At 69.7% G+C, this 22,706-nt stretch carries 23 protein-coding genes; 12 read left to right on the top strand and 11 right to left on the bottom strand.

Going from position 1 to position 22,706, the window contains the following annotated elements; all coding sequences use genetic code 11:
- The 8 genes from FNH13_RS05820 to FNH13_RS05855 all read right to left on the bottom strand — a co-directional run bounded on the left by FNH13_RS05820 (nt 1) and on the right by FNH13_RS05855 (nt 7,598).
- The gene (locus tag FNH13_RS05820; protein ID WP_165700028.1) at nt 1-705 is read right to left on the bottom strand and encodes a M15 family metallopeptidase; all 705 of its coding nucleotides are present in this window, start codon (nt 703-705) and stop codon (nt 1-3) included.
- Nucleotides 706-736: 31 nt separating this feature from the next.
- Nucleotides 737-1,540, bottom strand: coding sequence for an inositol monophosphatase family protein (locus FNH13_RS05825; RefSeq protein WP_143782598.1), 804 nt, complete (start codon nt 1,538-1,540; stop codon nt 737-739).
- Nucleotides 1,541-1,702: 162 nt separating this feature from the next.
- Nucleotides 1,703-2,710 carry a ribosome small subunit-dependent GTPase A gene (gene rsgA, locus FNH13_RS05830; protein WP_143782599.1) on the bottom strand — a complete coding sequence of 336 codons (1,008 nt, stop codon included), beginning with the start codon at nt 2,708-2,710 and terminating at the stop codon, nt 1,703-1,705.
- Nucleotides 2,707-4,047, bottom strand: coding sequence for a 3-phosphoshikimate 1-carboxyvinyltransferase (aroA, locus tag FNH13_RS05835; RefSeq protein WP_229576575.1), 1,341 nt, complete (start codon nt 4,045-4,047; stop codon nt 2,707-2,709). The genes rsgA and aroA overlap by 4 nt, the downstream gene beginning before the upstream one ends.
- Before the next feature lie 56 nt (nt 4,048-4,103).
- Nucleotides 4,104-4,604 carry a DoxX family protein gene (locus FNH13_RS05840; protein WP_143782600.1) on the bottom strand — a complete coding sequence of 167 codons (501 nt, stop codon included), beginning with the start codon at nt 4,602-4,604 and terminating at the stop codon, nt 4,104-4,106.
- Nucleotides 4,605-4,656: 52 nt separating this feature from the next.
- Nucleotides 4,657-5,409, bottom strand: a complete 753-nt coding sequence (locus FNH13_RS05845; RefSeq protein ID WP_143782601.1) for an alpha/beta hydrolase family protein — start codon at nt 5,407-5,409, stop codon at nt 4,657-4,659.
- Nucleotides 5,406-6,254: an SOS response-associated peptidase gene (locus tag FNH13_RS05850; RefSeq protein WP_143782602.1), complete on the bottom strand. Its 849-nt coding sequence runs from the start codon at nt 6,252-6,254 to the stop codon at nt 5,406-5,408. The genes FNH13_RS05845 and FNH13_RS05850 overlap by 4 nt, the downstream gene beginning before the upstream one ends.
- Before the next feature lie 99 nt (nt 6,255-6,353).
- Nucleotides 6,354-7,598 carry a pyridoxal phosphate-dependent aminotransferase gene (locus FNH13_RS05855; RefSeq protein ID WP_143782603.1) on the bottom strand — a complete coding sequence of 415 codons (1,245 nt, stop codon included), beginning with the start codon at nt 7,596-7,598 and terminating at the stop codon, nt 6,354-6,356.
- 76 nt (nt 7,599-7,674) lie between these two features.
- Between FNH13_RS05855 and FNH13_RS05860 the strand changes: the two genes are divergently transcribed.
- From FNH13_RS05860 to rsrA, 3 genes are all read left to right on the top strand, one after another.
- Nucleotides 7,675-8,568, top strand: coding sequence for an SGNH/GDSL hydrolase family protein (locus FNH13_RS05860; RefSeq protein WP_165700029.1), 894 nt, complete (start codon nt 7,675-7,677; stop codon nt 8,566-8,568).
- A 211-nt stretch (nt 8,569-8,779) separates the two neighbouring features.
- Complete coding sequence (locus FNH13_RS05865; RefSeq protein ID WP_143782605.1) at nt 8,780-9,424, top strand: sigma-70 family RNA polymerase sigma factor; 645 nt, start codon at nt 8,780-8,782, stop codon at nt 9,422-9,424.
- Nucleotides 9,421-9,708, top strand: coding sequence for a mycothiol system anti-sigma-R factor (rsrA, locus tag FNH13_RS05870; protein ID WP_143782606.1), 288 nt, complete (start codon nt 9,421-9,423; stop codon nt 9,706-9,708). The genes FNH13_RS05865 and rsrA overlap by 4 nt, the downstream gene beginning before the upstream one ends.
- A gap of 81 nt (nt 9,709-9,789) precedes the next feature.
- Here the strand turns inward: rsrA and FNH13_RS19955 are convergent, their stop codons facing one another.
- On the bottom strand, nt 9,790-9,864 hold the full coding sequence (locus tag FNH13_RS19955; protein WP_373288732.1) for a 50S ribosomal protein bL37: 75 nt from the start codon (nt 9,862-9,864) through the stop codon (nt 9,790-9,792).
- 475 nt (nt 9,865-10,339) lie between these two features.
- On the opposite strand from FNH13_RS19955, the gene FNH13_RS05875 reads away from it, so the two are divergent.
- The 6 genes from FNH13_RS05875 to FNH13_RS05900 are packed head-to-tail and all read left to right on the top strand — an operon-like array spanning nt 10,340 to nt 17,156.
- Nucleotides 10,340-11,806 (top strand): HD-GYP domain-containing protein, encoded by a 1,467-nt coding sequence (locus FNH13_RS05875; RefSeq protein WP_143782607.1) that lies wholly within the window; start codon nt 10,340-10,342, stop codon nt 11,804-11,806.
- Nucleotides 11,803-13,128, top strand: a complete 1,326-nt coding sequence (locus FNH13_RS05880; RefSeq protein WP_143782608.1) for an HD-GYP domain-containing protein — start codon at nt 11,803-11,805, stop codon at nt 13,126-13,128. The genes FNH13_RS05875 and FNH13_RS05880 overlap by 4 nt, the downstream gene beginning before the upstream one ends.
- Nucleotides 13,129-13,155: 27 nt before the next feature.
- Entirely contained in the window at nt 13,156-13,851 is a 696-nt protein-coding gene (gene tsaB, locus FNH13_RS05885; protein WP_143782609.1) for a tRNA (adenosine(37)-N6)-threonylcarbamoyltransferase complex dimerization subunit type 1 TsaB, read from the top strand.
- Nucleotides 13,848-14,309 (top strand): ribosomal protein S18-alanine N-acetyltransferase, encoded by a 462-nt coding sequence (rimI, locus tag FNH13_RS05890; protein ID WP_228266611.1) that lies wholly within the window; start codon nt 13,848-13,850, stop codon nt 14,307-14,309. The genes tsaB and rimI overlap by 4 nt, the downstream gene beginning before the upstream one ends.
- Nucleotides 14,302-15,363 (top strand): tRNA (adenosine(37)-N6)-threonylcarbamoyltransferase complex transferase subunit TsaD, encoded by a 1,062-nt coding sequence (gene tsaD, locus FNH13_RS05895; protein ID WP_143782610.1) that lies wholly within the window; start codon nt 14,302-14,304, stop codon nt 15,361-15,363. Before rimI ends, tsaD begins: the two co-directional genes overlap by 8 nt.
- Nucleotides 15,360-17,156: a glycoside hydrolase family 3 protein gene (locus FNH13_RS05900; RefSeq protein ID WP_165700030.1), complete on the top strand. Its 1,797-nt coding sequence runs from the start codon at nt 15,360-15,362 to the stop codon at nt 17,154-17,156. Before tsaD ends, FNH13_RS05900 begins: the two co-directional genes overlap by 4 nt.
- Nucleotides 17,157-17,254: 98 nt before the next feature.
- Here the strand turns inward: FNH13_RS05900 and FNH13_RS05905 are convergent, their stop codons facing one another.
- Nucleotides 17,255-18,487: a THUMP-like domain-containing protein gene (locus tag FNH13_RS05905; RefSeq protein ID WP_143782612.1), complete on the bottom strand. Its 1,233-nt coding sequence runs from the start codon at nt 18,485-18,487 to the stop codon at nt 17,255-17,257.
- Between the two features lie 113 nt (nt 18,488-18,600).
- Between FNH13_RS05905 and FNH13_RS05910 the strand changes: the two genes are divergently transcribed.
- The 3 genes from FNH13_RS05910 (at nt 18,601) to groL (ending at nt 22,152) form a co-directional block, all read left to right on the top strand.
- Nucleotides 18,601-19,848 (top strand): phospholipase D-like domain-containing protein, encoded by a 1,248-nt coding sequence (locus FNH13_RS05910; RefSeq protein ID WP_143782613.1) that lies wholly within the window; start codon nt 18,601-18,603, stop codon nt 19,846-19,848.
- 163 nt (nt 19,849-20,011) lie between these two features.
- Complete coding sequence (gene groES / locus FNH13_RS05915; RefSeq protein ID WP_143782614.1) at nt 20,012-20,308, top strand: co-chaperone GroES; 297 nt, start codon at nt 20,012-20,014, stop codon at nt 20,306-20,308.
- A 239-nt stretch (nt 20,309-20,547) separates the two neighbouring features.
- Nucleotides 20,548-22,152 (top strand): chaperonin GroEL, encoded by a 1,605-nt coding sequence (gene groL / locus FNH13_RS05920; protein WP_143782615.1) that lies wholly within the window; start codon nt 20,548-20,550, stop codon nt 22,150-22,152.
- 96 nt (nt 22,153-22,248) lie between these two features.
- Here groL and FNH13_RS05925 read toward each other — a convergent pair whose 3' ends face one another.
- The gene (locus FNH13_RS05925) at nt 22,249-22,584 is read right to left on the bottom strand and encodes a WhiB family transcriptional regulator (RefSeq protein WP_228266612.1); all 336 of its coding nucleotides are present in this window, start codon (nt 22,582-22,584) and stop codon (nt 22,249-22,251) included.
- Nucleotides 22,585-22,706: the final 122 nt, after the last annotated feature.

A 22,706-nucleotide genomic window follows, 5' to 3' on the forward strand; every position in this document is an offset into this window, starting at 1 on the left:
TCAGCCGAGGGAGCCGAGCAGCTCCCCGATCCGCACGGAGGAGGCCGGGGCCCCCAGGTAGTCCGGCAGGAGGGCGATCCCTCGGGTATGCATGTCGCCGGCCACCGCCGGCCCGACGTAGCGGAGGTGCCACGGCTCGTAGGCATAGCCCGTCCGTTCCCGTGCACCCTGCGGGTAGGAGAGGATGAACCCGAACTCGTGTGCGTGCTCGGCGACCCAGCGACCCTCCTTGGTCTCACCGAAACAGGGGTCCAGGTAGCACGTGCCCGTGGTGTTGTCGAGATCGACGGCCAGGCCGGTCTGGTGCTCACTGTGCCCCGGGCGAGCGCTTGTGGCGTCGGCCGAGGCTCGGCCGTAGTGCCGCGCCCAGTAGTCATAGGTGCCGGCCTGGGTGTCGTAGGACCGGAAGCCGCTGATCACGCGCAGGCCCAGGTCCTCCTCCTCCGCGGCGGCGAACAGCAGGTCCAACTGCTCCAGCACCTCCGCCCGGAGCTCGTAGTCCGTGCCGGGGACGCGCTCCAGGTCGTCCGGTGCGTAGTCGAGGGGGGCGACCGGCTGCTGCTTGGTGACCACGCCGAGCAGCAGCTCAGGGTCGTGGCGCTCGAGGTCGGTGTCATCCCCGTTGGCGTGTGCGACACCCGTGACGCCGGACAGCGCGAGCAGCGCAGCAAGGCAACTGAAAAGGAGGGTGCGGGGGGTTGGCACCTGTCTATCCTGCCAGGTCAGCAGCCTTCTGTCAGCCTGTCTGGTCAGGCAGGTCGCCTCGCAGGTGCGTCAGTATGTCGTCGTGCAGGTGTCCGTTGGAACTCACCGCGCTGGTCCCGAACGGGCCGTCGGCGCCGCTCAGGTCGGTGAAACGGCCTCCTGCCTCGGTGAGGATGGGCGCCAGGGCTGCCATGTCGTGCAGCGCCACCTGAGGCTCGATGGCCATGTCCAGCGCCCCCTCGGCAACAAGCACATGGCTCCAGAAGTCGCCGTAGGCCCGGGTGCGCCAGCAGGCACGAGCCAAGCGGAGGAAGCCGTCACGCTGGAGGTGCCCGTCCCAGGAGTTCTGGTCGGACTGGGACAGTGAGGCGTGCTCGATGCGGGAGGTGTCGGACACCCGGATGCGCGTGGCCCGGGACAGTGAGCGACCGGTCCACGCCCCGGAGCCGGAGGCCGCCCACCAGCGTCGGTTCAGCGCTGGTGCCGCGACCAGCCCCATCACGGGCTCGTCGTCGACGACCAGCCCGATCAGCGTCGCCCAGACCGGCACGCCGCGCACGTAGTTGGCGGTGCCGTCGATCGGGTCGAGGATCCACCGTCGGTTGCCGTGCCCGGTGGTCGAGAGCTCCTCACCTTGCACCACGTCGCGGGGACGGGTGCGGCTCAGGTGGTGGCGCAGCAACTCCTCGGTCTCGGTGTCTGCCTGGCTGAGCACGCTGCCGTCGTCCTTGAAACTCACCTGCAGGCTGTCGGCGCGGAACGAGTCGAGCGTGGTCCGCTCGACCGCATCCGCCAGGACGTGGGCGAGGCGCAGGTCATCCTCGAATGTGGCCATTTCAACCACGCTAGTGCCCTGGGGTGCGAAGTCGGTGGAGCCCGTGCCGACGCTCTCCAAGTCGGCGGGCAGGCCTACGAAACTTCTCTAGAAATGCGTGGGAGGCCTACGAAACCCCTCCAAGAATGCGTGGGAGACCTACGAAACCTCTCTCAAAATGGTTTAGGAGTCGCTGGTCCTGCTGCGGAGCAACCGACGCAGGGACTCCAGGCGGGCCGCGCCGGAGGGGCCGGCGTGTCCGGCGGCGACCCAGGCGTCCAGGGCGCACTCCTCCTCGTCATGGCTGCACCCGCGCGGGCACTTCGCAGCTCCCTGCGCCAGGTCGGGAAAGTGCTCGATGAAGGTGCTGGGGTCCACGTGCCCCAGACCGAAGGAGCGCACGCCCGGGGTGTCCACCACCCAGCCGCCCCCCGGCACCTCGAGAGCCACGGCACTGGTGGAGGTGTGCCGACCACGGCCGGTCACCACGTTGACCCCTCCGGTGGCCCGGTGGGCATCCGGCACCAGCGCGTTGACCAGCGTCGACTTTCCGACCCCCGAGTGGCCGACAAAGACGCTCACCTTGCCGAGCAGGTGCTCGAGCACCTCCTCGACGCCAGCACCCAGCCCGGTGTCCGGGTCGAGGGAGGTGACGACAGCGGGCACGTTGAGGGGTGCGTAGATCCCCAGGAGGTGGTCGGGCGAGGCGAGGTCGGACTTGGTCAGCACCAGTAGCGGGGTGAGCCCGGCGTCATAGGCGGCGACCAGGCAGCGGTCGATCATCCGTGGGCGGGGCTCGGGGTTGGTCAGCGCCGTGACGATCACCATCTGGTCGGCGTTGGCCACGATCACCCGCTCCACGCGGTCGCTGTCGTCTGCGGAGCGGCGCAGCACGGAGGAGCGCGGGAGAACCCTGACGATGCGCGCCAGTGCATCCGGTCCGCCGGAGGTGTCGCCGACCAGGCCGACGTGGTCGCCGACCACGATGCTCTTGCGGCCCAGCTCTCGAGCGCGCATGGCGGTGGCCGATCGCTCATCCAGGCGGACGGTGTAGCGCCCTCGGTCCACGCCGATGACGAGACCCTCCACCGCGTCGTCGTGCGCGGGTCGTTCTTTGGTGCGCGGTCGGCTGCCGCGCCGGGAGGGGCGGACCCGGACAGCCGACTCGTCGAGGTGGTCGTAACGACTCACCCGCGACCGCCGCTGGCGTCGTCGGAGTGGGTGCTGGTCTGTGACTCGGCAGAGGCATCGCCCAGCACGAGCCTGGTCCAGGCGTCCTCGAAACCGGGGAAGGTCTTGGCCACCGTCGCCGCCCCCAGGACCTCGGTGCCCGGCACGCGCAGGCCCAGAACTGCCGCGGCCATCACCATCCGGTGATCCTCATAGGTGTGCAAGGCCGCGGGCTGGAGCTGAGTCGGGACGATCACCAGACCGTCCTCGGTCTGGGTGACGTCACCACCCATCCGTCCCAGCTCGGCCTCCAGGGCCGCCAGACGGTCGGTCTCGTGCCCCCTGAGATGGGCAACACCACTGAGCCGGGAGCGCGAGCTCGCGAGGGCGGCGAGGGAGGCCACGACCGGTGTCAGCTCGCCGACGTCGTGCAGGTCCAGATCCGCGCCGCGGAGCTCACCGGGGGCGGGTCCGGTCACGGTGAGCGTCCCGGTGCCCGAGCCGGAGCCGGAGCCGGAGCCGGAGCCGGAGCCCGAGCCGGAGTCTGTGCTGAGCTGCACCTGGCAGCCCATCTCGGTCAGGATCTGGCGCATCTGGTCCCCGGCCTGGGTGGTCCGGGTGGGCCAGCCGAGCACCTCCACGGTGCCGCCGGTGGCGGCTGCGGCGGCGAGGAAGGGGGCGGCAGTGGACAGGTCAGGCTCGACGTCGACCTCTCGGCCGTGCAGTGGGCCGGGAGCGACCCGCCAGACGCCCGGCTCCGGGACCTGCACCTGGGCCCCGCTCTCCCGCAGGGCCTGGACGGTCATCGCGATGTGCGGGGTGCTGGGCAGTGCGTTGCCCGTATGCCGCAGCGTCAGCCCGCGCTCGAAGCGCGGGGCGGCGAGCAGGAGGGCACTGACGAACTGCGAGCTGGCCGAGGCGTCCACGCCGATGTCGCCGCCCAGCACGGAGCCGGTGCCGACGACGCTGAACGGGAGGGTGTTGCGTCCACCGTGGTCGACGGTGACGCCCAGCTGATCCAGCGCGTCCAGCAGCGGCGCGAGCGGACGAGACCGTGCACGCTCATCGCCGTCGAAGTGGACTGGTCCCTCCGCCAGGGCTGCCACGGGTGGGACGAAACGCAGCACGGTGCCCGCGAGTCCGCAGTCGATGCTGCCACCGGCACGCGGCGCCGGCGGCGGGGTGAGGACCCAGGTGGTGTCGTCAGCGGCACGCTGCACCTCGACACCCAGCTCCTGGACCGCCCCGAGCATCAACTCGGTGTCGCGGGAGACCAGCGGACGGTGCAGCGTGCTCGGTCCGTCGGCCAGCGAGGCCAGCAGCAGGTGACGGTTTGTCAGCGACTTGCTCCCGGGCACCCCCACAGAGCCCGAGACGGGATGTGCGGACGCCGGAGCAGACCAGCTCACGGTGCTCAGAAGGGCAGCTTGTCGGAGACCGCGGAGACCGCGTTCTTGGCCGCCAGCTGCGACTCGAGGGAGGCGATGTGAGCGGCGTTCTTGGTGCGCCACACCAGGCTCGGGTTGCCCGCGGTGTCCAGGGAGGCCAGGACGACACCACCGAGCAGTCCGAGGTTGCCGAAGAACTGCTTCTTCTCGGCCGCCTTGACCTCCGGGTCCTCCTCCTCCCAGAAGCGGTGCTCAAAGAAGGTGGCGGGCACCAGGCTGAGTGCCAGTGCGGCTCCTGCGACCCGGGGGAACTTGCCGAGGGCGAGCAGGGTGCCGGCGCCGGCCATGACCGCGCCGTTGACGCGGACCAACAGCTCCGGGTCGTTGGGAACGCCGAGGGGCTCGGCGACAGCAGCCGAGAACTTCTGGGCTGCGGGGATGCGGGAGCCCGGGTGCTGCAGCGCGTCGATGCCTCGGGTGATGAAGGCACTGGCGAGCAGGGGACGGGCGAGCTTGCGGAAGACCATGGTGCTCCTCTGTTTCGGCCGGTCGTGGTGACGATCTGTCTGCCTCTGGCCTCTAACCTAACTGTTCGAGCCAGGACATCACCGAGTGAGTCACGAGGTCCTGGTCGCGGGAGGGGGAGTGGTTGCCGGGGACCTCGACCAGATCGAGGGAGGCCGTGTCGAGTGGGCGTCCCTCGATCCCGGCTGCCAGGGCAACGAGAATTTCAGCGGGGGAACCGAAGGGGTCCGCACCCCCCTGCACGACGAGGGTCGGAATCGTCAGGTTGATCGGAGTGGCCAGTTCGGCGCTGCGGCTCTTGTCCGGTCCGCCGGGCGGGTGCAGCGGGAAGGACAGGCACAGGACTCCGTCAGCCCGGGGCAGACCGGCGTCCGGGTCGCCGGGACTGGTGCGGCAGGCCACCCGAGCTCCAGCACTGCGACCCCCGACGACCAGGGGGCGTGGCAGTGGGTGGCGGAGTGCGCTGAGTCCGGCGGGACCGGCGTCGAGACCGGTGTCGAGACCGGTGTGACCGGCGTCGAGACCGGTGTCGAGAGCGGACAGCAACTCGGTCCAGGCCGCGTCCAGGGTTGGTGGCCTGCTGGCCACCTTGCGGCCGGCGAGGCGCCACGGCTGCTCGACCAGGACGACGGTCCACCCGTGTGCAGTCGCGGTCAGCACGCTCTGCAGATCCTTGGGCCAGGAGCCCAACGGCCCGCCCGCGCCATGTCCGAGGACGATCGTCCCGCGCGTGTCCTGCGCCGACGGGTGGACCCGCACGGCGGCTGGCCCCTCACTGGTCTGCACCGTGATGGGTTCGGCGATCATCCGCCCAGCACCTCTCCGGTGGCTGGGTTGACCGCGCCGACCAGGTGATCGTCAGGGAGACGGTCGAGCAGCTGCGGCCCGTTGTTGCGCGTGGTGTTGACGGCGGTGCTGATCGGATAGGCCTCGAAGCGGCCCGGCCCGGGGGACTCCAGCAGGGACCTGACCTCGTCAGGGTCTGTCAGTGTCGGGTCGAGCCAGTCCTGCCAGGCGGCCCGCTCCAGCACGACGGGTTGGCGGTCGTGCACCCGGTCCAGCCCCGTTTCGGCCGCCGTCGTGATGATCGTGAAGCTGACGATCCACGCCGTGGGGTCGTCCTCGGGAGCGCTCCGATCACGCCAGAACTCGTAGACCCCGGCGAAGCCCAGCTGCTCGCCGTCACCGCGGTGCATGAAGAACGGCTGCTTGCGTGGCTTGCCCTTGGCGTCCTTGGCGACGGGGGAGACCTGCCACTCATACCAGCCGGCGGCGGGAACGAGGCAGCGGCGGGCCGTCGCCGCGCGAGCGAAGGAGGGCTTGTCCAGCAGGGTCTCGGCACGCGCGTTGGTCATCCGCAGGCCGACCTTGGGGTCCTTGGCCCAGGACGGCACCAGGCCCCACGTCAGCAGGCGCGCCTGACGGATCGGGTCGGCCTGCTCACCCCGGTCCGCAACCTCGCCACGTGGGGTGCGGGTGAGCACCACGGGTGCCTGCTTGGACGGCGCCATGTTGAAGTCCGGGGTGCCCGCAGGCGGGTCCTGGGGATTCACCAGGACGCTGCGCGAGGGCTGATCGGTGGCATCGAGATCAACCTCGAAGGCCTCGATCAGCTCATCGGGATCTGCCGTGGCCGCGTACCTACCGCACATATCCCCACGATAGGACTTCCCGCCGACAGGATGGTCACCACCGGATGCCTGAGGTGGAGTGTGGCCGCCTTATGGTGCGTCCGGTCGGGTTGGGGAGGGCTACTGGTGATAGCTGGCCAGGAAGTTGCCCATCCGCTCCAGGGCGTCCTGCAGGTCGCGCTGCTCGGGCAGGATGACGACCCGCAGGTGGTCGGGAGTTGGCCAGTTGAAGCCGGTGCCGTGCACGACCAGGATCCGCTCCTGCTCCAGCAGGTCGAGGCACAGTCGCACGTCGTCGTGGATCTCGTGGACCTCCGGGTCCAGCCGTGGGAAGACATATAGCGCCCCCAGCGGCTTGACGCAGGTGACGCCATCCATCGCGGAGAGGAGCGACCACGCGGTGTCCCGCTGCTCGATCAACCGGCCGCCGGGCAGCACCAGGTCCTCGATGCTCTGACGGCCGGAGACCGCGACCTGGATGGCGTGCTGGCCGGGCACGTTGGGGCACAGCCGGGTCGAGGCCAACAACTCGATGCCCTCGAGGAAGCCCGTGGCATGCGCCTTGGGGCCGGTGATCACCAGCCACCCGGAGCGATATCCCGCCACGCGATAGGTCTTGGACAGCCCGTTGAAGGTGATCACCAACAGGTCGGGGGCCACGCTGGCGATGCTGGTGTGCACGGCGTCGTCATAGATGATCCGGTCGTAGATCTCGTCGGCCAGGATCAGCAGCGAGTGCTCACGCGCAACCTGTGCCAGCTCCTCCAGGACCGCTCGCGGATAGACCGCGCCGGTCGGGTTGTTGGGGTTGATCACCACGATCGCCTTGGTGCGCGTGGTGATCTTGGAGCGGATGTCCTCGATGGAGGGTGCCCAGTCGTCGGCCTCGTCGCACAGGTAGTGCACGGGCGTGCCGCCGGCCAGGCTGGTCGCAGCGGTCCACAGCGGATAGTCCGGGGCCGGGATCAGGACCTCGTCCCCGTCGTCCAGCAGCGCCTGTTGGACCATGGAGATCAGCTCGGACACCCCGTTGCCGAGATAGACGTCATTGACGTCGAACGGGGGGAACTCCGGGTCCTCCTCATAGCGGCTGACCACGGCCCGGCGGGCCGGCAGGATGCCCTTGGAGTCGGAGTAGCCCTGCGAGGTGGGGAGGGCGGCGATCATGTCCTGCAGGATCGTGTCCGGTGCCTCGTAACCAAAGGGCGCCGGGTTGCCGATGTTGAGTTTGAGGATGCGGTGTCCCTCGGCCTCCAACTGGGCTGCCCGGGCCGCGACGGGGCCACGGATCTCGTAGAGGACGTTCTGCAGCTTGTTGGCCTGCCGGAGCGGACGGAGCGGCCCCTCATGTGCTGACGCATTCACGGGCCTATCGTGTCACCCACGACCTATGGAATCCGCCAGCGACCCCGCGCTGTCAGGACCAGATCGAGGAGAACCCGTGAGCCGTCGTCTGCAGGACCTTGCTCTCACTGCCCTGGGGGTGCTGGCGGCAGTCCTTGTCTTTCTGGCCCTTCGGGGCGCAGACCCCCTGCCCCCAGGCGATGGTGCCGCCTCGGTCGGCACCCCCGTGGCCAGCGGCGCCACGACCGGTGAGGACGGTGAGGACGGTGAGGACGGGGGCGGAGCAGGGGATGAGGGAGCCGATACCGACGCGGCGAGTGGCACACAGGCGGCCGCCGACGGGGAGAGCTCGGGGGAGCAGTCCCCGTTGGAGGTCGCGCGTGCGGTCCTGCAGTCGGGGACGCCGGTCACCGTCAGCGCCCTCGGGGACTCCACCAGCAACACCCGTCAGGAGTGGGTCCACCTGTGGGCGCAGGAGCTCGCGGCCGACCGGCCGGTGAGCATCTCGCACTGGGATGAGGGAGCACAGGATGGTTTCGTGCAGCCCGACGTGCTGAGCGCGACCGGCTCCGGCTCACCCGTCACGATCTGGTCGGGGAGCCAGGGAGGTGCGTCCGCGGCATACCCGGTCGAGCGGCTGGGCACGATCATCCCGGAGTCGCCCGACCTGGTCCTGCTCAACTTCGGGCACAACCACACCCCACAGAACGCCCGGTCAGACTTCCAGAGCCTGCTTGCTGCGATCCGCGACGCCCACGGCGACGTGCCCGTGGTGGTCTGCCTGCAGCAGCCGCAGGCGGGTGACGCCAACGCCGAGGTCCGCGAGCTGATCGACGACTGGGCCACGGCGGAGGGGCTGGCGACCATCGACATCGCCGGGGCGTTCCTGGCCCAGGGTGAGCTCGATGACCTGCTGGAGGACCCGGTCCACCCCAACCAGGCCGGGTCCGAGCTGTGGGCCGAGACGGTGACGGTGGCGCTGTCGCCCTGATGGGGCCGGCGCGCCATGGCTGACCTCGGTGTGCACGCGTGGGCGGGAATCCACGCGGGGGGTGAGATGTTGACCGTCCTAAGAGCCAACTGCAGGAGGTTGTATGACGGTCGCTTGCCTTGCCGCCACGGAGGCTGACGCCAGACCCCGCGGTCCCATCCGTTTCGGTGGACACGCCACCCGACCAACGTCGGGGCTATCGTGGACCCCGATGACTAGCGACGATGTGACCGAGGCACCGCCCAACCCGGACCATGAGGTGGATGTAGCGGAGGAGACGCACGAGGAGCGCGCCGCCCGGTTCGAGCGGGAGGCAATGCCCCTGCTGGACCAGATGTACAGCGCGGCGCTGCGCACGACGCGCAACCCGACCGACGCCGAGGACCTGGTGCAGGAGACCTACGCCAAGGCGTTCGCCGCCTTCCACCAGTACCGTCCCGGCACGAACCTCAAGGCCTGGATGTACCGCATCCTGACGAACACCTACATCAACTCCTACCGCAAGAAGCAGCGGCAGCCTCTGGAGTCTGATGCGGGCGACGTCGAGGACTACCAGTTGGCGCGTGCTGCCCAGCACACCTCCTCGGGCCTGCGCTCGGCGGAGGCCGAGGCGCTGGATCACCTGCCGGACTCGGATGTGACCCGAGCCCTGGCCAGCATCGGTGAGGACTTCCGCCTGGCGGTCTATCTCGCCGATGTCGAGGGCTACTCCTACAAGGAGATCGCCGAGATCATGGAGACCCCCATCGGCACGGTCATGTCCCGGCTGCACCGCGGGCGGCGACAGCTCAGGGACCTGCTGACGGACTACGCCCTGGACCGCGGATTCATCAACGAGGCAACGGTGAAGTCATGAATGAGACCGGACCCGAGAGCGATGCCGACTGCACGCAGGTCGTCCTGCGGTTGTTTGAGTATGTCGACAACGAGGCCGCCGAGGAAGACGGTCGGCGCATCCGGGAACACCTGGACGCGTGCGGCTCGTGCCTGCGCGAGTACGAGCGGGACCTGCTGCTCAAGCAGTTGGTCAAGCGAGCCTGCAACCGGGAGGCAGCCCCGGCGGCGCTGCGCACGCAGATCATCGCCCGGATCAGCTCGATCACGGTGACCACCCAGTTGGCGACCGACGACGGAGCCTGACGCGGGCGGCGTGACCACCCACGACGAAGGACCCCGCGCCGGCACGGCTGCGGGGTCCTTCGTCGTGGGTCTGCGAGCGGATCAGGCGTTCGGCTTGCGGCCGTGGTTGGCTGCCTTCTTCTTCCGGTCGCGACGCTTACGGGCGCGCTTGCTCATGGCATCTCCTCGCTGTTATGGCCTCGGACCAACTGTCCGGCGGCACTCACGGACCACCGGGTCCGGTCGTCCATTCTCGCACAACCGGTAATCCTCCCTGCCCCACCGCGACCGGCTGTCCGCGGCCGCGTCAGGGCCTGGACAGGTTCTCGTCAACCCCAGGCAGTCGTCTCCTGACCGGATCGAACTGCGGCTCCGGCAGTAAACCCGTGCGAAAGGGTAAAGATTCGTTAAAGAAAGCCTCGTTTGGCGACAACTGCCCAGTGCGTGTGACACCCTAGAGGTGCGCAGCGTATGCGCCCACACTGATGAGGGCACATGCGATGCGCAACGAGTTTCGGCCCCGGGAAAGGACTGACACCATGTTCGCAGCGATCTTCAGCCTGTTTGGCGCCTTCACTGGAGGCGTCATCGACGTCATCAGCTGGGAGGACTGACCGGTCCTCGCGACCGCGTTGCACTTTAAGCGGCGTCGATGCCTGACACACACCAGGCACCGACGCCGCTAGCATCTCCGCAGCGCACCGGCGCTGAGCGGCCCCGCGCCACCGAGCGCACCTCGCTGCCGGTCGGTGTCTACATCGCGTCGGTCTGTGCCCTCGCACTGCTTCTGGCCGTTGTCGCCTGGCAGCGCACCACCGGGCCAGCCTGGGACGCGGTTGTCGTCCTGACCCTCCTGGGCGTGCTGGGATCCTCCCTGCGGGAACGAGACCTGGGCCCGCACGTCGGTGTCTCCGTCGCCACAGTGATTCTCGCCGCCGCCCTGCCCCTGGTCGGGCCAGAGGGAGCGGTGATCGTCGGCTTCGTCTCCTATCTGTGCAGCCTGCGCACCCAGCGACCACGGACGCGGCTCTTCAACGCCGCCATGACCGGTGTGATGGGCGGCATCGGAGGTGTGGTCTACCACCTGGCTGGCGGCGATGTGCCCATCGCCGGCAATGACTCGGCCATGCGCGACGTGACGCCCCTGGGACTGCTGGGAGGGGTCGCCATCCCCCTGGTGCTCGGCTACTTCGTGATGACGCTCGTCAACTGTCTGCTGATCGGCGGGATGGCCCGGGTGACCAGCGGTGCTCGGGTGTGGGACGTCGCCTTTAGAACATTTCGACGGGTCGGTGGGGGCTACCTGATCCACGCCCTGATCGCCTTCCTCTTCGTGGTGCTGTGGGCGCCGGTCGGGGTCGGGACCTTCAGTGCCGTGCTCATCCTCGGCCCGATGCTCATCGGGCAGTGGACCCTGGGTCGCGACTCCGTCGAGCGTCGCTCGCACCTGCGCACGGTCAAGACCATCGTGGCGGCGCTGGAGGAGGCCAATCCGTATTCGGTCGGGCACAGCGCACGGGTCGCGGAGTTGTGTGACCGGATCGCGCCGCGCCTGGGCATTGACTCCACCGGCACTGAGTCGCTGCACTATGCGGCGCTGCTGCACGACATCGGACTGATCGCGGTGGCGCCGCGCATGCCTCGCGCCAGGGGTCCGGTCGACGTCGACTATCTCGTCACGATCACCACCCACCCGGAGGCGGGTGTGCGGATGCTGGAGGGCATGCACTTCCTGGGCGGGGCGGTGCCGGGGATCCTGCACCACCACGAACGCGTGGACGGGCGGGGATATCCGGCCGGTCTGGTCGGATCGGACATCCCGCTGTTTGCCCGGGTCATCGCCGTGGCTGACGCCTTCGACTCACTCACCACGACCCGGTCCTACCGGGCCGCGCTGGAGCAGGACGAGGCTCTCGCGGCGCTCCGTGCCCGGTCCGGCACCCACCTGGACGGCGAGGTCGTCGAGGCGTTGACGGAGTCGTTGTCCGCCCGGAGATGGTGGCCCACGGTGATCGAGGATGACGTGCGCTCCGCAGTCGGTGACGCCCACGACCACGACGACCCCCTGGTCAGCGACCTGTATGCCGAGTGGTCCCCTGACAAGGAGTCAGGCCGGTGAAGCCGGGCCGTGCCTGGCCACGCCGGTCGCAGGCCGTCCTCTATGCCGCCAGCGCCGTGCTGGTCGCGGCACTGGTCCACGCCATCCTCACCGTCGAGAAGGTGACTCCGATGGGGTGGGGGGTCGCGCTCGTCTACCTGGTCACCATCGTGGTCGGTGAGCTGTGGCGGGTCACCGTCCTGGGCACGCGTGACTTCCCGCCGATCGCGCTCGCCGCGAGCCTGGCCATGCCGATGACCACCACGCTGCCGGCTGAGACGCAGGCGGACTACTCCGCCGGCTTTGTGGTCGTCGTGGTCGCTCTGGCGACGTTGCTGGGGCACATCGTGCGCCAGTGGACCAGGACCGGAGAGTTCGTGCTGAGTCGGATCTGGGCCAGGGTGCTCGTGGTCGCGGTGGCCTCCCTGCTCTATCTCGTGATTCCGCTGGACGGCAAGCCCCTGGCCGATTGGGTCGAGGCGTGGTCCGACTTCAGTTGGCTCACCGCGCTGGCCATGCTCGCCGTGGCAGCCGTGGCGATGCTCCTGCAACTGCTCCTCATGGCCCTGCGGCACTCGGTCACGACCCACGCCATGATGTGGCAGTCCCTGGTCGATGAGGTGGGGGCCGTCGGCCCGCTGGCTCTGGCCACCGCCTCGAGCGCGACCGTGATCGCCCTGGCCGTGGGTGCCCTCGGGCCGATCGCCATCCCGATCTTCCTCGCTCCGCTGCTCCTCCTGCAGCTCGCAGTGACCCGTCAGTCCCTGGTCCGTGATGCCCAGCGGCAGACGATCCGTTCGCTGTCCCGGCTGACCGACCTGGGTGGCTTCACGACCCCCGGTCACGCCGTGCGGGTCGCCCATCTCTCCCTGTCCATGGGTCGGGACCTGGGGCTGGCTGAGCGGGACCTGGTGGACCTGGAGTACGCAGCGCTGCTGCACGATCTGGGGCAGGTGTCCCTGCGCCGTCCCATCCCCGGGGGCGCGACGACCGCCACGGCCCCCTTGGACCAGCGACGGATCGCCCACACGGGAGCCTCGATCCTGGCCCGCACCGCCGAGCTGAGCCGGCTCTCGCTGGTCGTCGCCGGGCAGTCCACGCCTTACCGGTATGGCCGTGAGGCGCAGGACCTCGCCCTGGCGTGCCGCATCCTGAAGGCCAGCAACGCCTTCGACGATCTGTCGGCAGGGGCCATGCGGGGCCCGGTCACGCTGCGCTCCCTGGAGCGGATCCGGCTCAATCTGGGCTATGAGTACGACCCCGTGGTCGTCCGCTCGCTGTGCCGGGTGCTGGTCCGCGAGGGACGCCTCACGCTGGCAGAAGTCGACAGTCTGGACATCTAAGCCCCCCTGAGCACGTAGCCTGGTGCGGTGCTGCTCGCTCTCGACACCGCCACCGGAGCTATCGGTGCTGCCGTCCTCGCGGACGACCGCATCCTGGCGGAGGTGACCCATCTGGACTCTCGCCGGCACGGGGAGCTGCTCGCCCCCGCCATCGAGCAGGCGCTGGCCGAGGCCGGCGCCTCGGTCAAGGACCTCACCGGGATCGTCGTCGGGGTGGGCCCCGGCCCGTTCACCGGACTTCGGGTCGGCATCGTCAGCGCTCTCGTCCTGGGTCGGGTGCGGGGCGTGCCGGTGCACGGCATCTGCTCCCTGGACGCGATCGCCGAGGCGGCTCGGCTCGACGAGGTGGTGGACGGTCCGTTCCTGGTGGCGACCGACGCTCGGCGCAAGGAGGTCTACTGGGCCACCTATGTGGTCGAGCAGGATCGAGTCCGGCGCACCAGCGCCCCGGGGGTCGACCGGGCCGCCGACCTGCCCGACGAGGTCCGTCGCCTGCCCGCGGTGGGACGGGGACCGATGCTGTATGACGTGCTCTCTCGCGCGAGCCAGGACGCTCCGGTCGACGTCCGGCCCGGTCTGCTCGGGGTCGTCGCCCACCGTGCCCTCGCGGCCGGGCAGTCGGTCGTGCAGGACCTGGCGGACGGCATACTGCTGCCGCCTGAGCCGCTCTATCTCCGGCGCCCCGACGCGGCTGAGCCCGGGCCACCCAAGGTGGCCTCGTGACCCGTGTGCGTGCGATGCGCTGGCAGGACCTTCCGGAGGTGCATCGCATCGAGCAGGCGGCTTTCGCCGAGGACCCGTGGTCGATGGACAGCCTGTGGGGGGAGCTCGCTGCCCGCCCACGCCGGGACTATGTGGTCCTGGAGGCCGATGCCTCTGGTGAGCTCGTGGGCTATGCCGGGCTCGACCTGGCGGGGGAGAGCTCGGACGTCATGACGATCGCGGTCGACCCGGCCCGGCGGGGAGCCGGGCACGGCACGGTCCTGCTGGAGACGCTGCTGGACCACGCCGCCGATGCCGGCGCGTCCCAGATCATGCTGGAGGTGCGCGCCGACAACGAGGGCGCCATCGGGCTCTACCAGCGCCACGGTTTCGCGGAGCTGCACCGTCGGCGCGGCTACTACCAGCCCGGCGCTGTTGATGCGCTGATCATGAAGAAAGAGGTGGGGTCCCGTGACTGATCCCCTGGTGCTGGGTGTCGAGAGCAGCTGTGACGAGACCGGGATCGGTCTGGTCCGCGGCACCACCCTGCTGGCCAACGCGGTCGCCAGCAGCGTGGAGCAGCACGCGCGGTTCGGCGGCGTGGTGCCTGAGGTGGCCAGCCGTGCCCACCTGGAGGCGATGCTGCCCACCATCGACCGGGCCTGCGCCGAGGCGGGCGTGTCGCTCGACGAGGTCGACGCCGTCGCGGTGACTGCCGGACCGGGTCTGGCGGGTGCCCTGCTGGTGGGGGTGGGCGCAGCCAAGGCCCTGGCGCTCGGGCTCGGCGTCCCGCTGTATGGCGTGAACCACCTGGGCGCGCACGTGGCGGTCGACGTGCTGGACCACGGTCCGCTGCCGGAGCCGATGATGGCGCTGCTCGTGTCCGGGGGACACACCAACCTGCTGCACGTGCCCGACATCACCTCCGATATCCGCTCGCTCGGGGCGACCATCGACGACGCCGCAGGGGAGGCCTTCGACAAGGTGGCGCGCGTGCTGGGGCTGCCCTATCCCGGTGGTCCGCACATCGACCGGGTCGCGCGGGAGGGCGACCCGAGGGCCATCCGATTCCCCCGTGGGCTGACCGGTCCCAAGGACCTGGTGCGGCACCGTTATGACTTCTCGTTCAGCGGGCTCAAGTCCTCCGTCGTCAGATGGGTGCAGGCGCAGGAGCGCACGGGAGAGCCGGTGCCGGTCGCCGACGTCGCCGCGTCCTTCCAGGAGGCCGTGGTCGACGTGCTCACCCGCAAGGCGGTCATGGCCTGCACCGAGCACGACGTCATGGACCTGCAGCTCGGTGGTGGGGTCGCGGCCAACGGACGGTTGCGGGAGGTGCTGGAGGAGCGCTGTGCCGAGGCGGGCATCCGCCTGCGGGTGCCGCGGCGCGACCTGTGCACGGACAACGGTGCCATGGTGGCTGCCCTCGGGTCGCTGCTGATCGCCAAGGGCCACGAGCCCTCGTCGCTGGACCTGCCGGCGGACTCCTCCCAGCCGGTCTCGCAGATCCGACCGCTGGCCCGGGCCGCCTCGTGAGGCGCGGGCTGCTCGCGGCGCTAACTGTCTCGGCCCTGCTGGTGACCTCGTGCAGCGGCGGAGAAGGGACGGTCGGCGACGCCACCACGACCGAGAGCACCGCGACCTCGGGGTCCGCGGTGCCTGGCCCGACAGGTTCCGACACGGACCAGACCACCCAGACCGGCGGTGGCGGCGACGGTGCGGGTGCCACCGACGGGTCCGACACAGGGCAGATCACAGCCGGGCCGGGAGAGGACGCGGCCACGACCGCCCCGTCCGGCGACCGCGGCATCGGACTGCCGTCGGTGGCCGAGGTGGACCGGGCCCGGGCTGACGTCGCAGCCCTCTCCGACCGGGAGCTGGCCGGCCAACTGATCGTCGCGGCATACTCGGGCACCGACCCGGCCGAGGCCGCCGCGTTGGTCCGGGAGCAGCACCTGGGCGGGCTGATCACTCTCGGGGGCAACGTGCCGGGATCGATCGACGCGCGCGTCCCCCTGTTGACGTCGATGACCTCGCAGGTGCAGCAGGCCGTTACCGACAGCGGGCGGGACTGGCCCGCCTTCCTCGGCATCGACCAGGAGGGTGGGGCGATCACCCGGGTCGCCGCCCCGCTGGACCGGTGGCCCGCGCCGATGGCGCTCGGTGCGGCACGGGATCCTGAGCTGGTGCGCGAGGTGACCGCGGCCTCGGGGGAGCAGCTGCGCGCGCTGGGCTACACGGTCGTCTTTGCGCCGTCGGCTGACGTCACCATCGGTCCGCAGGACCCGACGATCGGCACCCGCTCGCCCGGCAGCGACACACAGCTGGTCGCCGAGACCGCTGTCGCCGAGGCCACCGGCTTTGCTGATGCCGGCATCGTGGCCGTCGTCAAGCACTTCCCCGGGCACGGTGGCGTCACCGGGGACAGTCATCTGGGGGCAGTCGTCCTGGACCGTGACCTGAGCGAGTTGGAGGAGCAGGACCTGGTCCCCTTCCGCGCGACGGTGGACGCAGGGGTCCCGGCGCTCATGCCCGGGCACATCGTGGTGTCGGCCGTTGACCCGGATGCTCCCGCGACGCTGTCTCGAGCGGTCCTGACCGACCTGCTGCGCGAGGACCTGGGGTTCACCGGGATGGTGGTCACCGACGCGCTCAACATGGGTGCTGTCACAGACGCCGGCGGCGGACACCCGGCCGTCGGGTCACTCCTGGCCGGAGCCGACGTGCTCCTCATGCCGCCCGACCCGCCGGCAGCCATCGACGCGATCGTCTTTGCGCTCGAGGACGGGATCCTGCAGCGTGCGGACCTGGAGGACTCTGCGGCGCGCACGGTCGCCACGCTGCGCCACCAGCAGCAGGTGCCCGCCCCCGACCTGTCGGTGATCGGCTCGGATCGCGAGCTGTCGGTGCGCGCAGCCGCTGCCGGTGTGACCCAGCTCTCCGGCACGTGCGGAGAGCGTCTGGTCGGCGACTCGATCACCATCCAGGGCGGCACCGACGCGGACCGTGACAATCTCGTCGCGGCGGCCGGGGCCGCAGGGCTCGCGACCGGATCGGGCGACTCCGTGGTGCTGGTGGGAGGCTCGAGTTATCAGGCAGGTGGTGGGGTCGGCGGGCCGGGCACCGGGTCCGGCGACGTCGTGGTCGCGATGGACCGTCCCTACGTGCTGGCGGACAGCACGGCCTCGACGGCGCTGATCGCTGCCTATGGCCGGGACCGGGCCACCATGGACGCGCTGGTGCAGGTGCTGCTCGGCGAGACCACCGCCCCGGGGGCGCTCCCGACCCCGGTCGGGGAGTTCCCAATCGGCTCCGGCTGCTCCTCGTAGACGGGTGAGGCGGAGGGTCACCCCAGGGCCCGCACCTCCACGGTCGAGGACCCGCCACCTCGTGGAGGAGCCTGGTGTCGCTCTGGGTCGGGGGCCGGTCAGTCGTCAGGCTCGACCTCGAGCAGCATCGGCCGACCGGCCACTGGAGTCAGCACCACCACGGCCTCCCGGTTCCCGCTCAGCCGCAGGTCGGCCCGCAACCGGTCGGGGTCGATCGGCACCAGCCGCTTCTTGATGGTCAGTCGCCCGATGTCAGCCTCCCGGGCCCAGCGGCGCAGCGGTTTGATCGACAGCGGGTGCACCGAGCGCACCCGGAAGCGGCGCGCCCAGGGCACTACGGCCTGCTGCGAGCTGGTCACATATCCAGCTCCTGGGGCCGTCTCGCTGCCCTCGACCGCCTGGGTGAGGATGCCCGTGAGACCGGCCTGCAGCACCGCCCGGTCGGGCTCGTAGAGCCACTCCCCGATGTCGTCAATCGTGGAGAGGACGGGGGCCGGCCCGGCGTCCCCGCCCTCGTCGCGCACCTCGAGCCAGCGCCCGCCGTCGGCGGGGCCGGTGTGGACCTGTGCCGTGCGACCCGGATGATCCACCAGGCCACCCCACCAGACGACACATTCCAGCACCTCCCCGCCGAAGGAGGTCCACTGCGCCTCCGCACCCTGCGGGACCGCGTCCCGGGGAAAGGACGGCGACAGCTTGGCCCCCACGTGTCCCAGTGCCGCAGCCACCTCCTGCACCGCCTCCCAGGTGGGGGAGAGCTGGTCCAGGGAGAACGTGCGCACCGTGCGTCCCCGGTGATCGGTGCGCCCCGGGATCCGGCGGGCCGGATCCAGCCACGCCCCCACGCCAGGTCCGGGCTCTAGGTCCAGGTCCTCGACCAGCGCCGGGTGGACCGTGGCGCCCGGAGTGTCCTGCAGATTGTGTGCCGCCATGGCTGCCGTGGCGGGGTCTGCCTCGACGGCCTGCACCCGCACCCCCGCGGCGGCCAGCGCCAGGGCGTCACCCCCGAGCCCGCACCCCAGGTCCCACACGGTGTCCACGCCTGCTGCCGCAAAGCGTTGTGCGTGCCGGGCCGCGAGCTGCCACCGCGTGGCCTGTTCGACACCGTCGGGGGTCAGCAGCATCTGTCCGACTCGGTCGCCGAACTTCACCTGCCCCCGCAGACGCAGGCGTGACTGGGTGAGGACTGCGGCGACCAGGGCCGGGTCGTGGCCGGCCGACCGCAGCCTGGTGGTGAGCGCGAGAGCAGACCCCTCGTCATACTCCGGGAGGGACTGCAGCAGGGCCCACGCGGACGGCTCGCGCAGGGCGGTGACAGTCTGCAGATCCATCGGTCCATCCTCGCTGATAGGAGCCGGACACGGGGGACACCGTGGCCGCCGCGTCCCGGTCGCTGCCGAAACCGGGTAGGGAGGAGGATGGGGGAGCGGCTAGATTGCCACCCATGGGCAGATGGGACGAGCTGGGCCGTCGAACCCGGCAGATCCTCATGGGCGCCGGAGCGCTCAGCGTCGCCACACCCATCGGGCTCGCGGTGGCCCTGACTGGCGTCGACATCCTGCGCAAGCGACGGGTGCCGGACCAGCACTCGGTGCCACCCCACGATCCGCTGCCCGCCACCGTGGACGGCAACGAGCTGACGACCTACACCTACGGAGAGCACCTCTTCGCGGACATGATCGAGGCGATCGACAACGCCACGGACTTCGTCTATCTGGTCACCTACATCTGGAAGGGTGACGAGCTCGGTCAGCAGTTCAAGGATGCTGTCATCCGCGCTGCCGAACGGGGCGTGACGGTCTGCGTGGTCTTCGACGGCTTCGCCAACCTCGTCGTGCCCCGGGAGTTCAAGCGCTTCCCCGAGTCCGTCCACCTGCTGAAGTTCCCGACGGTGCGTTCAGGGCTGGTTGTTAACGTGCGGCGCACCGGGCGGGACCACCGCAAGGTGCTCGTGGTCGATGGCACGATCGGTTTCGTCGGTGGTTACAACATCGGCTCCCTGTATGTCGACAAGTGGCGTGACACGCACATGAGGGTCGCGGGGGACGCGGTCTGGGAGCTGCAGAACACCTTCGTCGACTTCTGGAACCGGCACCGCAAACGGCGCCACCCCCCGCTGCCGGACTCCGGCTCACCGGTGTGGAACTCCCGAATCCTGGCGGCGCGCAACGAGCCGAGCCGGCTGGTCTTTCCGGTCCGGGGGATCTATCTGGAGGCGATCGACCGGGCGATGCACCGGATCTGGATCACCCAGGGTTACTTCATCCCCGACCGCGAGATCCTCGGTGGTCTGCTGGCGGCTGCCGAGCGCGGTGTCGACATCCGGGTGCTGATGCCGGAGGCATCCAACCACGTGGTGGCGGACTGGGTCGCGCGCTCGCACTACGGCACCCTGCTGCGCGGTGGCGTGCGGATCTTCCTCTATGAGGACGTGATGGTGCACGCCAAGACCGCCACCGTCGACGGCACCTGGACCACGGTCGGGACCGCCAACATCGACCGGCTCTCGCTCATCGGCAACTACGAGGTCAACCTGGAGATCCACGATCGGGGGCAGGCTGCCCAGATGGAGGAGATCTTCACCCGTGACCTGGCCAACGCACGAGAGTTGACGCTGGAGGAGTGGGAGGAACGCGGACTGCTCTCGCGCGCGGCGGAGTGGATTCTGGAGCCTTTGCACCCGCTGCTCTGAGCGAACTCCTGGCACTCGGCTTGACCGAGTGCTAATCCGTGCATAGATTCAGTGTTAGCACTCTGCACCTGCAAGTGCCAATACCGGCACGAGTCGACCCCCGCGACGGCGGCTCGGACCGGACACACTGACAGCTGATTACTCGCGAAGGGAAGGTCCCAACGTGTCGGTTTCCATCAAGCCGCTCGAAGACCGGATCGTCATCAAGGCCCTCGAGGCCGAGCAGACCACCGCCTCTGGCCTGGTCATCCCGGACACTGCCAAGGAGAAGCCCCAGGAGGGCGAGGTCCTGGCCGTCGGTCCGGGCCGTTTCAACGACAACGGCGGCGAGCGCATCCCGCTCGACATCGCCGTGGGTGACCGCGTCATCTACAGCAAGTACGGCGGCACCGAGATCAAGCACGGCGGCCAGGAGTACCTCATCCTGTCCGCGCGTGACGTGCTGGCCGTCGTCGGCTGACAGCCCGGTGAGGACACGAGCTTGCGAGGCCCGGAACCGGGGCGCGGAAGCCGATTGTGTTCTCCTCGTCGGCTGACAGCCCGGTGAGGACACGAGCTTGCGAGGCCCGGAACCGGGGCGCGGAAGCTGACTGTGTCTGTATCGGCTGACTAAGCCGCCACGCCCCGGGGCCCCGTGCAGTGCACAGGGGTCGCCGGGGTGTTGTGCTCTAACCCGAAGCTACGGAAGGACCGGCCCTGATGGCCAAGCAGCTGGAATTCAACGACAACGCGCGCAAGGCGCTGGAGCGGGGCGTCGACGCCCTCGCCAACGCCGTGAAGGTGACCCTGGGCCCCAAGGGTCGCAACGTCGTGCTCGACAAGAAGTGGGGCGCCCCGACGATTACCAACGACGGCGTCACGATCGCCCGTGAGGTCGAGCTGGAGGACCCCTACGAGAACCTGGGTGCTCAGCTGGCCAAGGAGGTCGCGACCAAGACCAACGACGTCGCTGGTGACGGCACCACGACGGCGACCGTGCTGGCTCAGGCGATGGTCCACCAGGGCCTGCGCAACGTCGCCGCCGGCGCCGCCCCGGCCGGTTTGAAGCGAGGCATCGACAAGGCCGTGACGGCCCTGTCCGACCGCCTGCTCGAGAACGCCCGTGAGGTCGAGGGCCGTGACGAGATCGCCCAGGTGGCGAGCCTGTCCGCCCAGGACACCACCATCGGTGAGCTGATCGCCGAGGCCTTCGACAAGGTCGGCAAGGACGGTGTGATCACCGTCGAGGAGTCCTCCACCACCGCGATGGAGCTCGAGTTCACCGAGGGCATGCAGTTCGACAAGGGCTACCTCTCGCCCTACTTCGTCACCGACGCGGAGCGGATGGAGGCTGTCCTGGAGGATGCCTACATCCTGTTCCACCAGGGCAAGATCTCCTCGGTCGCCGACCTACTGCCGCTGCTGGAGAAGGTCATCGGCGAGAGCAAGCCGCTGTTCATCATCGCCGAGGACGTGGAGGGCGAGGCCCTCTCGACCCTGGTCGTGAACAAGATCCGTGGCACCTTCAACGCCGTCGCGGTGAAGGCCCCCGGTTTCGGTGACCGCCGCAAGGCGATGATGCAGGACATGGCGACCCTCACCGGTGGCCAGGTCGTCGCCGAGGAGGTCGGACTCAAGCTCGACCAGGTCGGGCTCGAGGTGTTGGGCAGGGCCCGCCGGGTCGTCTCCACCAAGGACTCCACGGTCATCGTCGACGGTGAGGGCTCGGCCGACGAGGTGAAGGCCCGCGTGGACCAGATCACCTCTGAGATCGCTAGCACCGACTCGGACTGGGACCGCGAGAAGCTCCAGGAGCGTCTGGCCAAGCTGTCCGGCGGTGTCTGCGTCATCAAGGTCGGCGCGCACACCGAGGTCGAGCTCAAGGAGAAGAAGCACCGCATCGAGGACGCCGTCTCCGCGACGCGCGCCGCGATCGAGGAGGGCATCGTCGCCGGCGGTGGCTCGGCTCTGATCCACGCCTCCACCGCGCTGGACGACCTGGCGCTGGATGGTGACGAGGCGGTGGGTGTCAGCATCGTGCGCGCCGCTGTGCAGGAGCCGCTGCGCTGGATCGCTGAGAACGCCGGCCTGCAGGGCTACGTGGCGACCACCAAGGTCGCCGAGCTCGAGCTCGGCCACGGTCTCAACGCCGCAACCGGCGAGTATGGCGACCTGCTGGCCGCAGGTGTCATCGACCCGGTGAAGGTCACCCGGTCCGCGCTGCGCAACGCCGCGTCCATCGCTGCGATGGTGCTCAGCACCGAGACCCTCGTGGTGGAGAAGCCGGAGGAGAAGGAAGAGGCCGGTCACGGCCACAGCCACTGACCCACGGCACACGCAAGAGCCCGGTCCCGCACACTGTGCGGGACCGGGCTCTCGTGGTTCTGCGGTCGGTGATAGTGCCGTGATCCGCTCGCGGACTCAGGCTGTGTTGCGGCTCGGGCCCTGGCGACTCTCGGCCGGCTCCTGCGCCGGGCTGATGTCGGCCTCGGCCAGGATCGTGGCGCGCTCCTCCTCGGTCATCGCCCCCCAGACACCGTAGGGCTCCCGCGCACGCAGGGCGTGGGTGCGGCACCGCTCCAGCACGGGGCACTGCAGACAGAGCATCTTGGCTCGTTCGTCCCGACGACGCCGGGCCGATCCGCGCTCCCCCTCGGGATGGAAGAAGAGTTCTGGGCTGACCGTGCGGCAGAGCCCCTCGAACTGCCAGTCCCACTGTTCTGCTACCGGATCAGGCCCGGTTGATGGGTCTCCCACCTGCGCTCCACCTCTCATCACTGAGGCACATCCTGTGCCTGGTCGTGTGCTTCTGAGTTAGCCGTATGTCAGTTGCCCTGGTGCGGTGTGGTTCGTCGATCGAGTGAACTGTAACCCTAGTC

The organism is Ornithinimicrobium ciconiae (assembly GCF_007197575.1).
Classification (GTDB): domain Bacteria; phylum Actinomycetota; class Actinomycetes; order Actinomycetales; family Dermatophilaceae; genus Ornithinicoccus; species Ornithinicoccus ciconiae.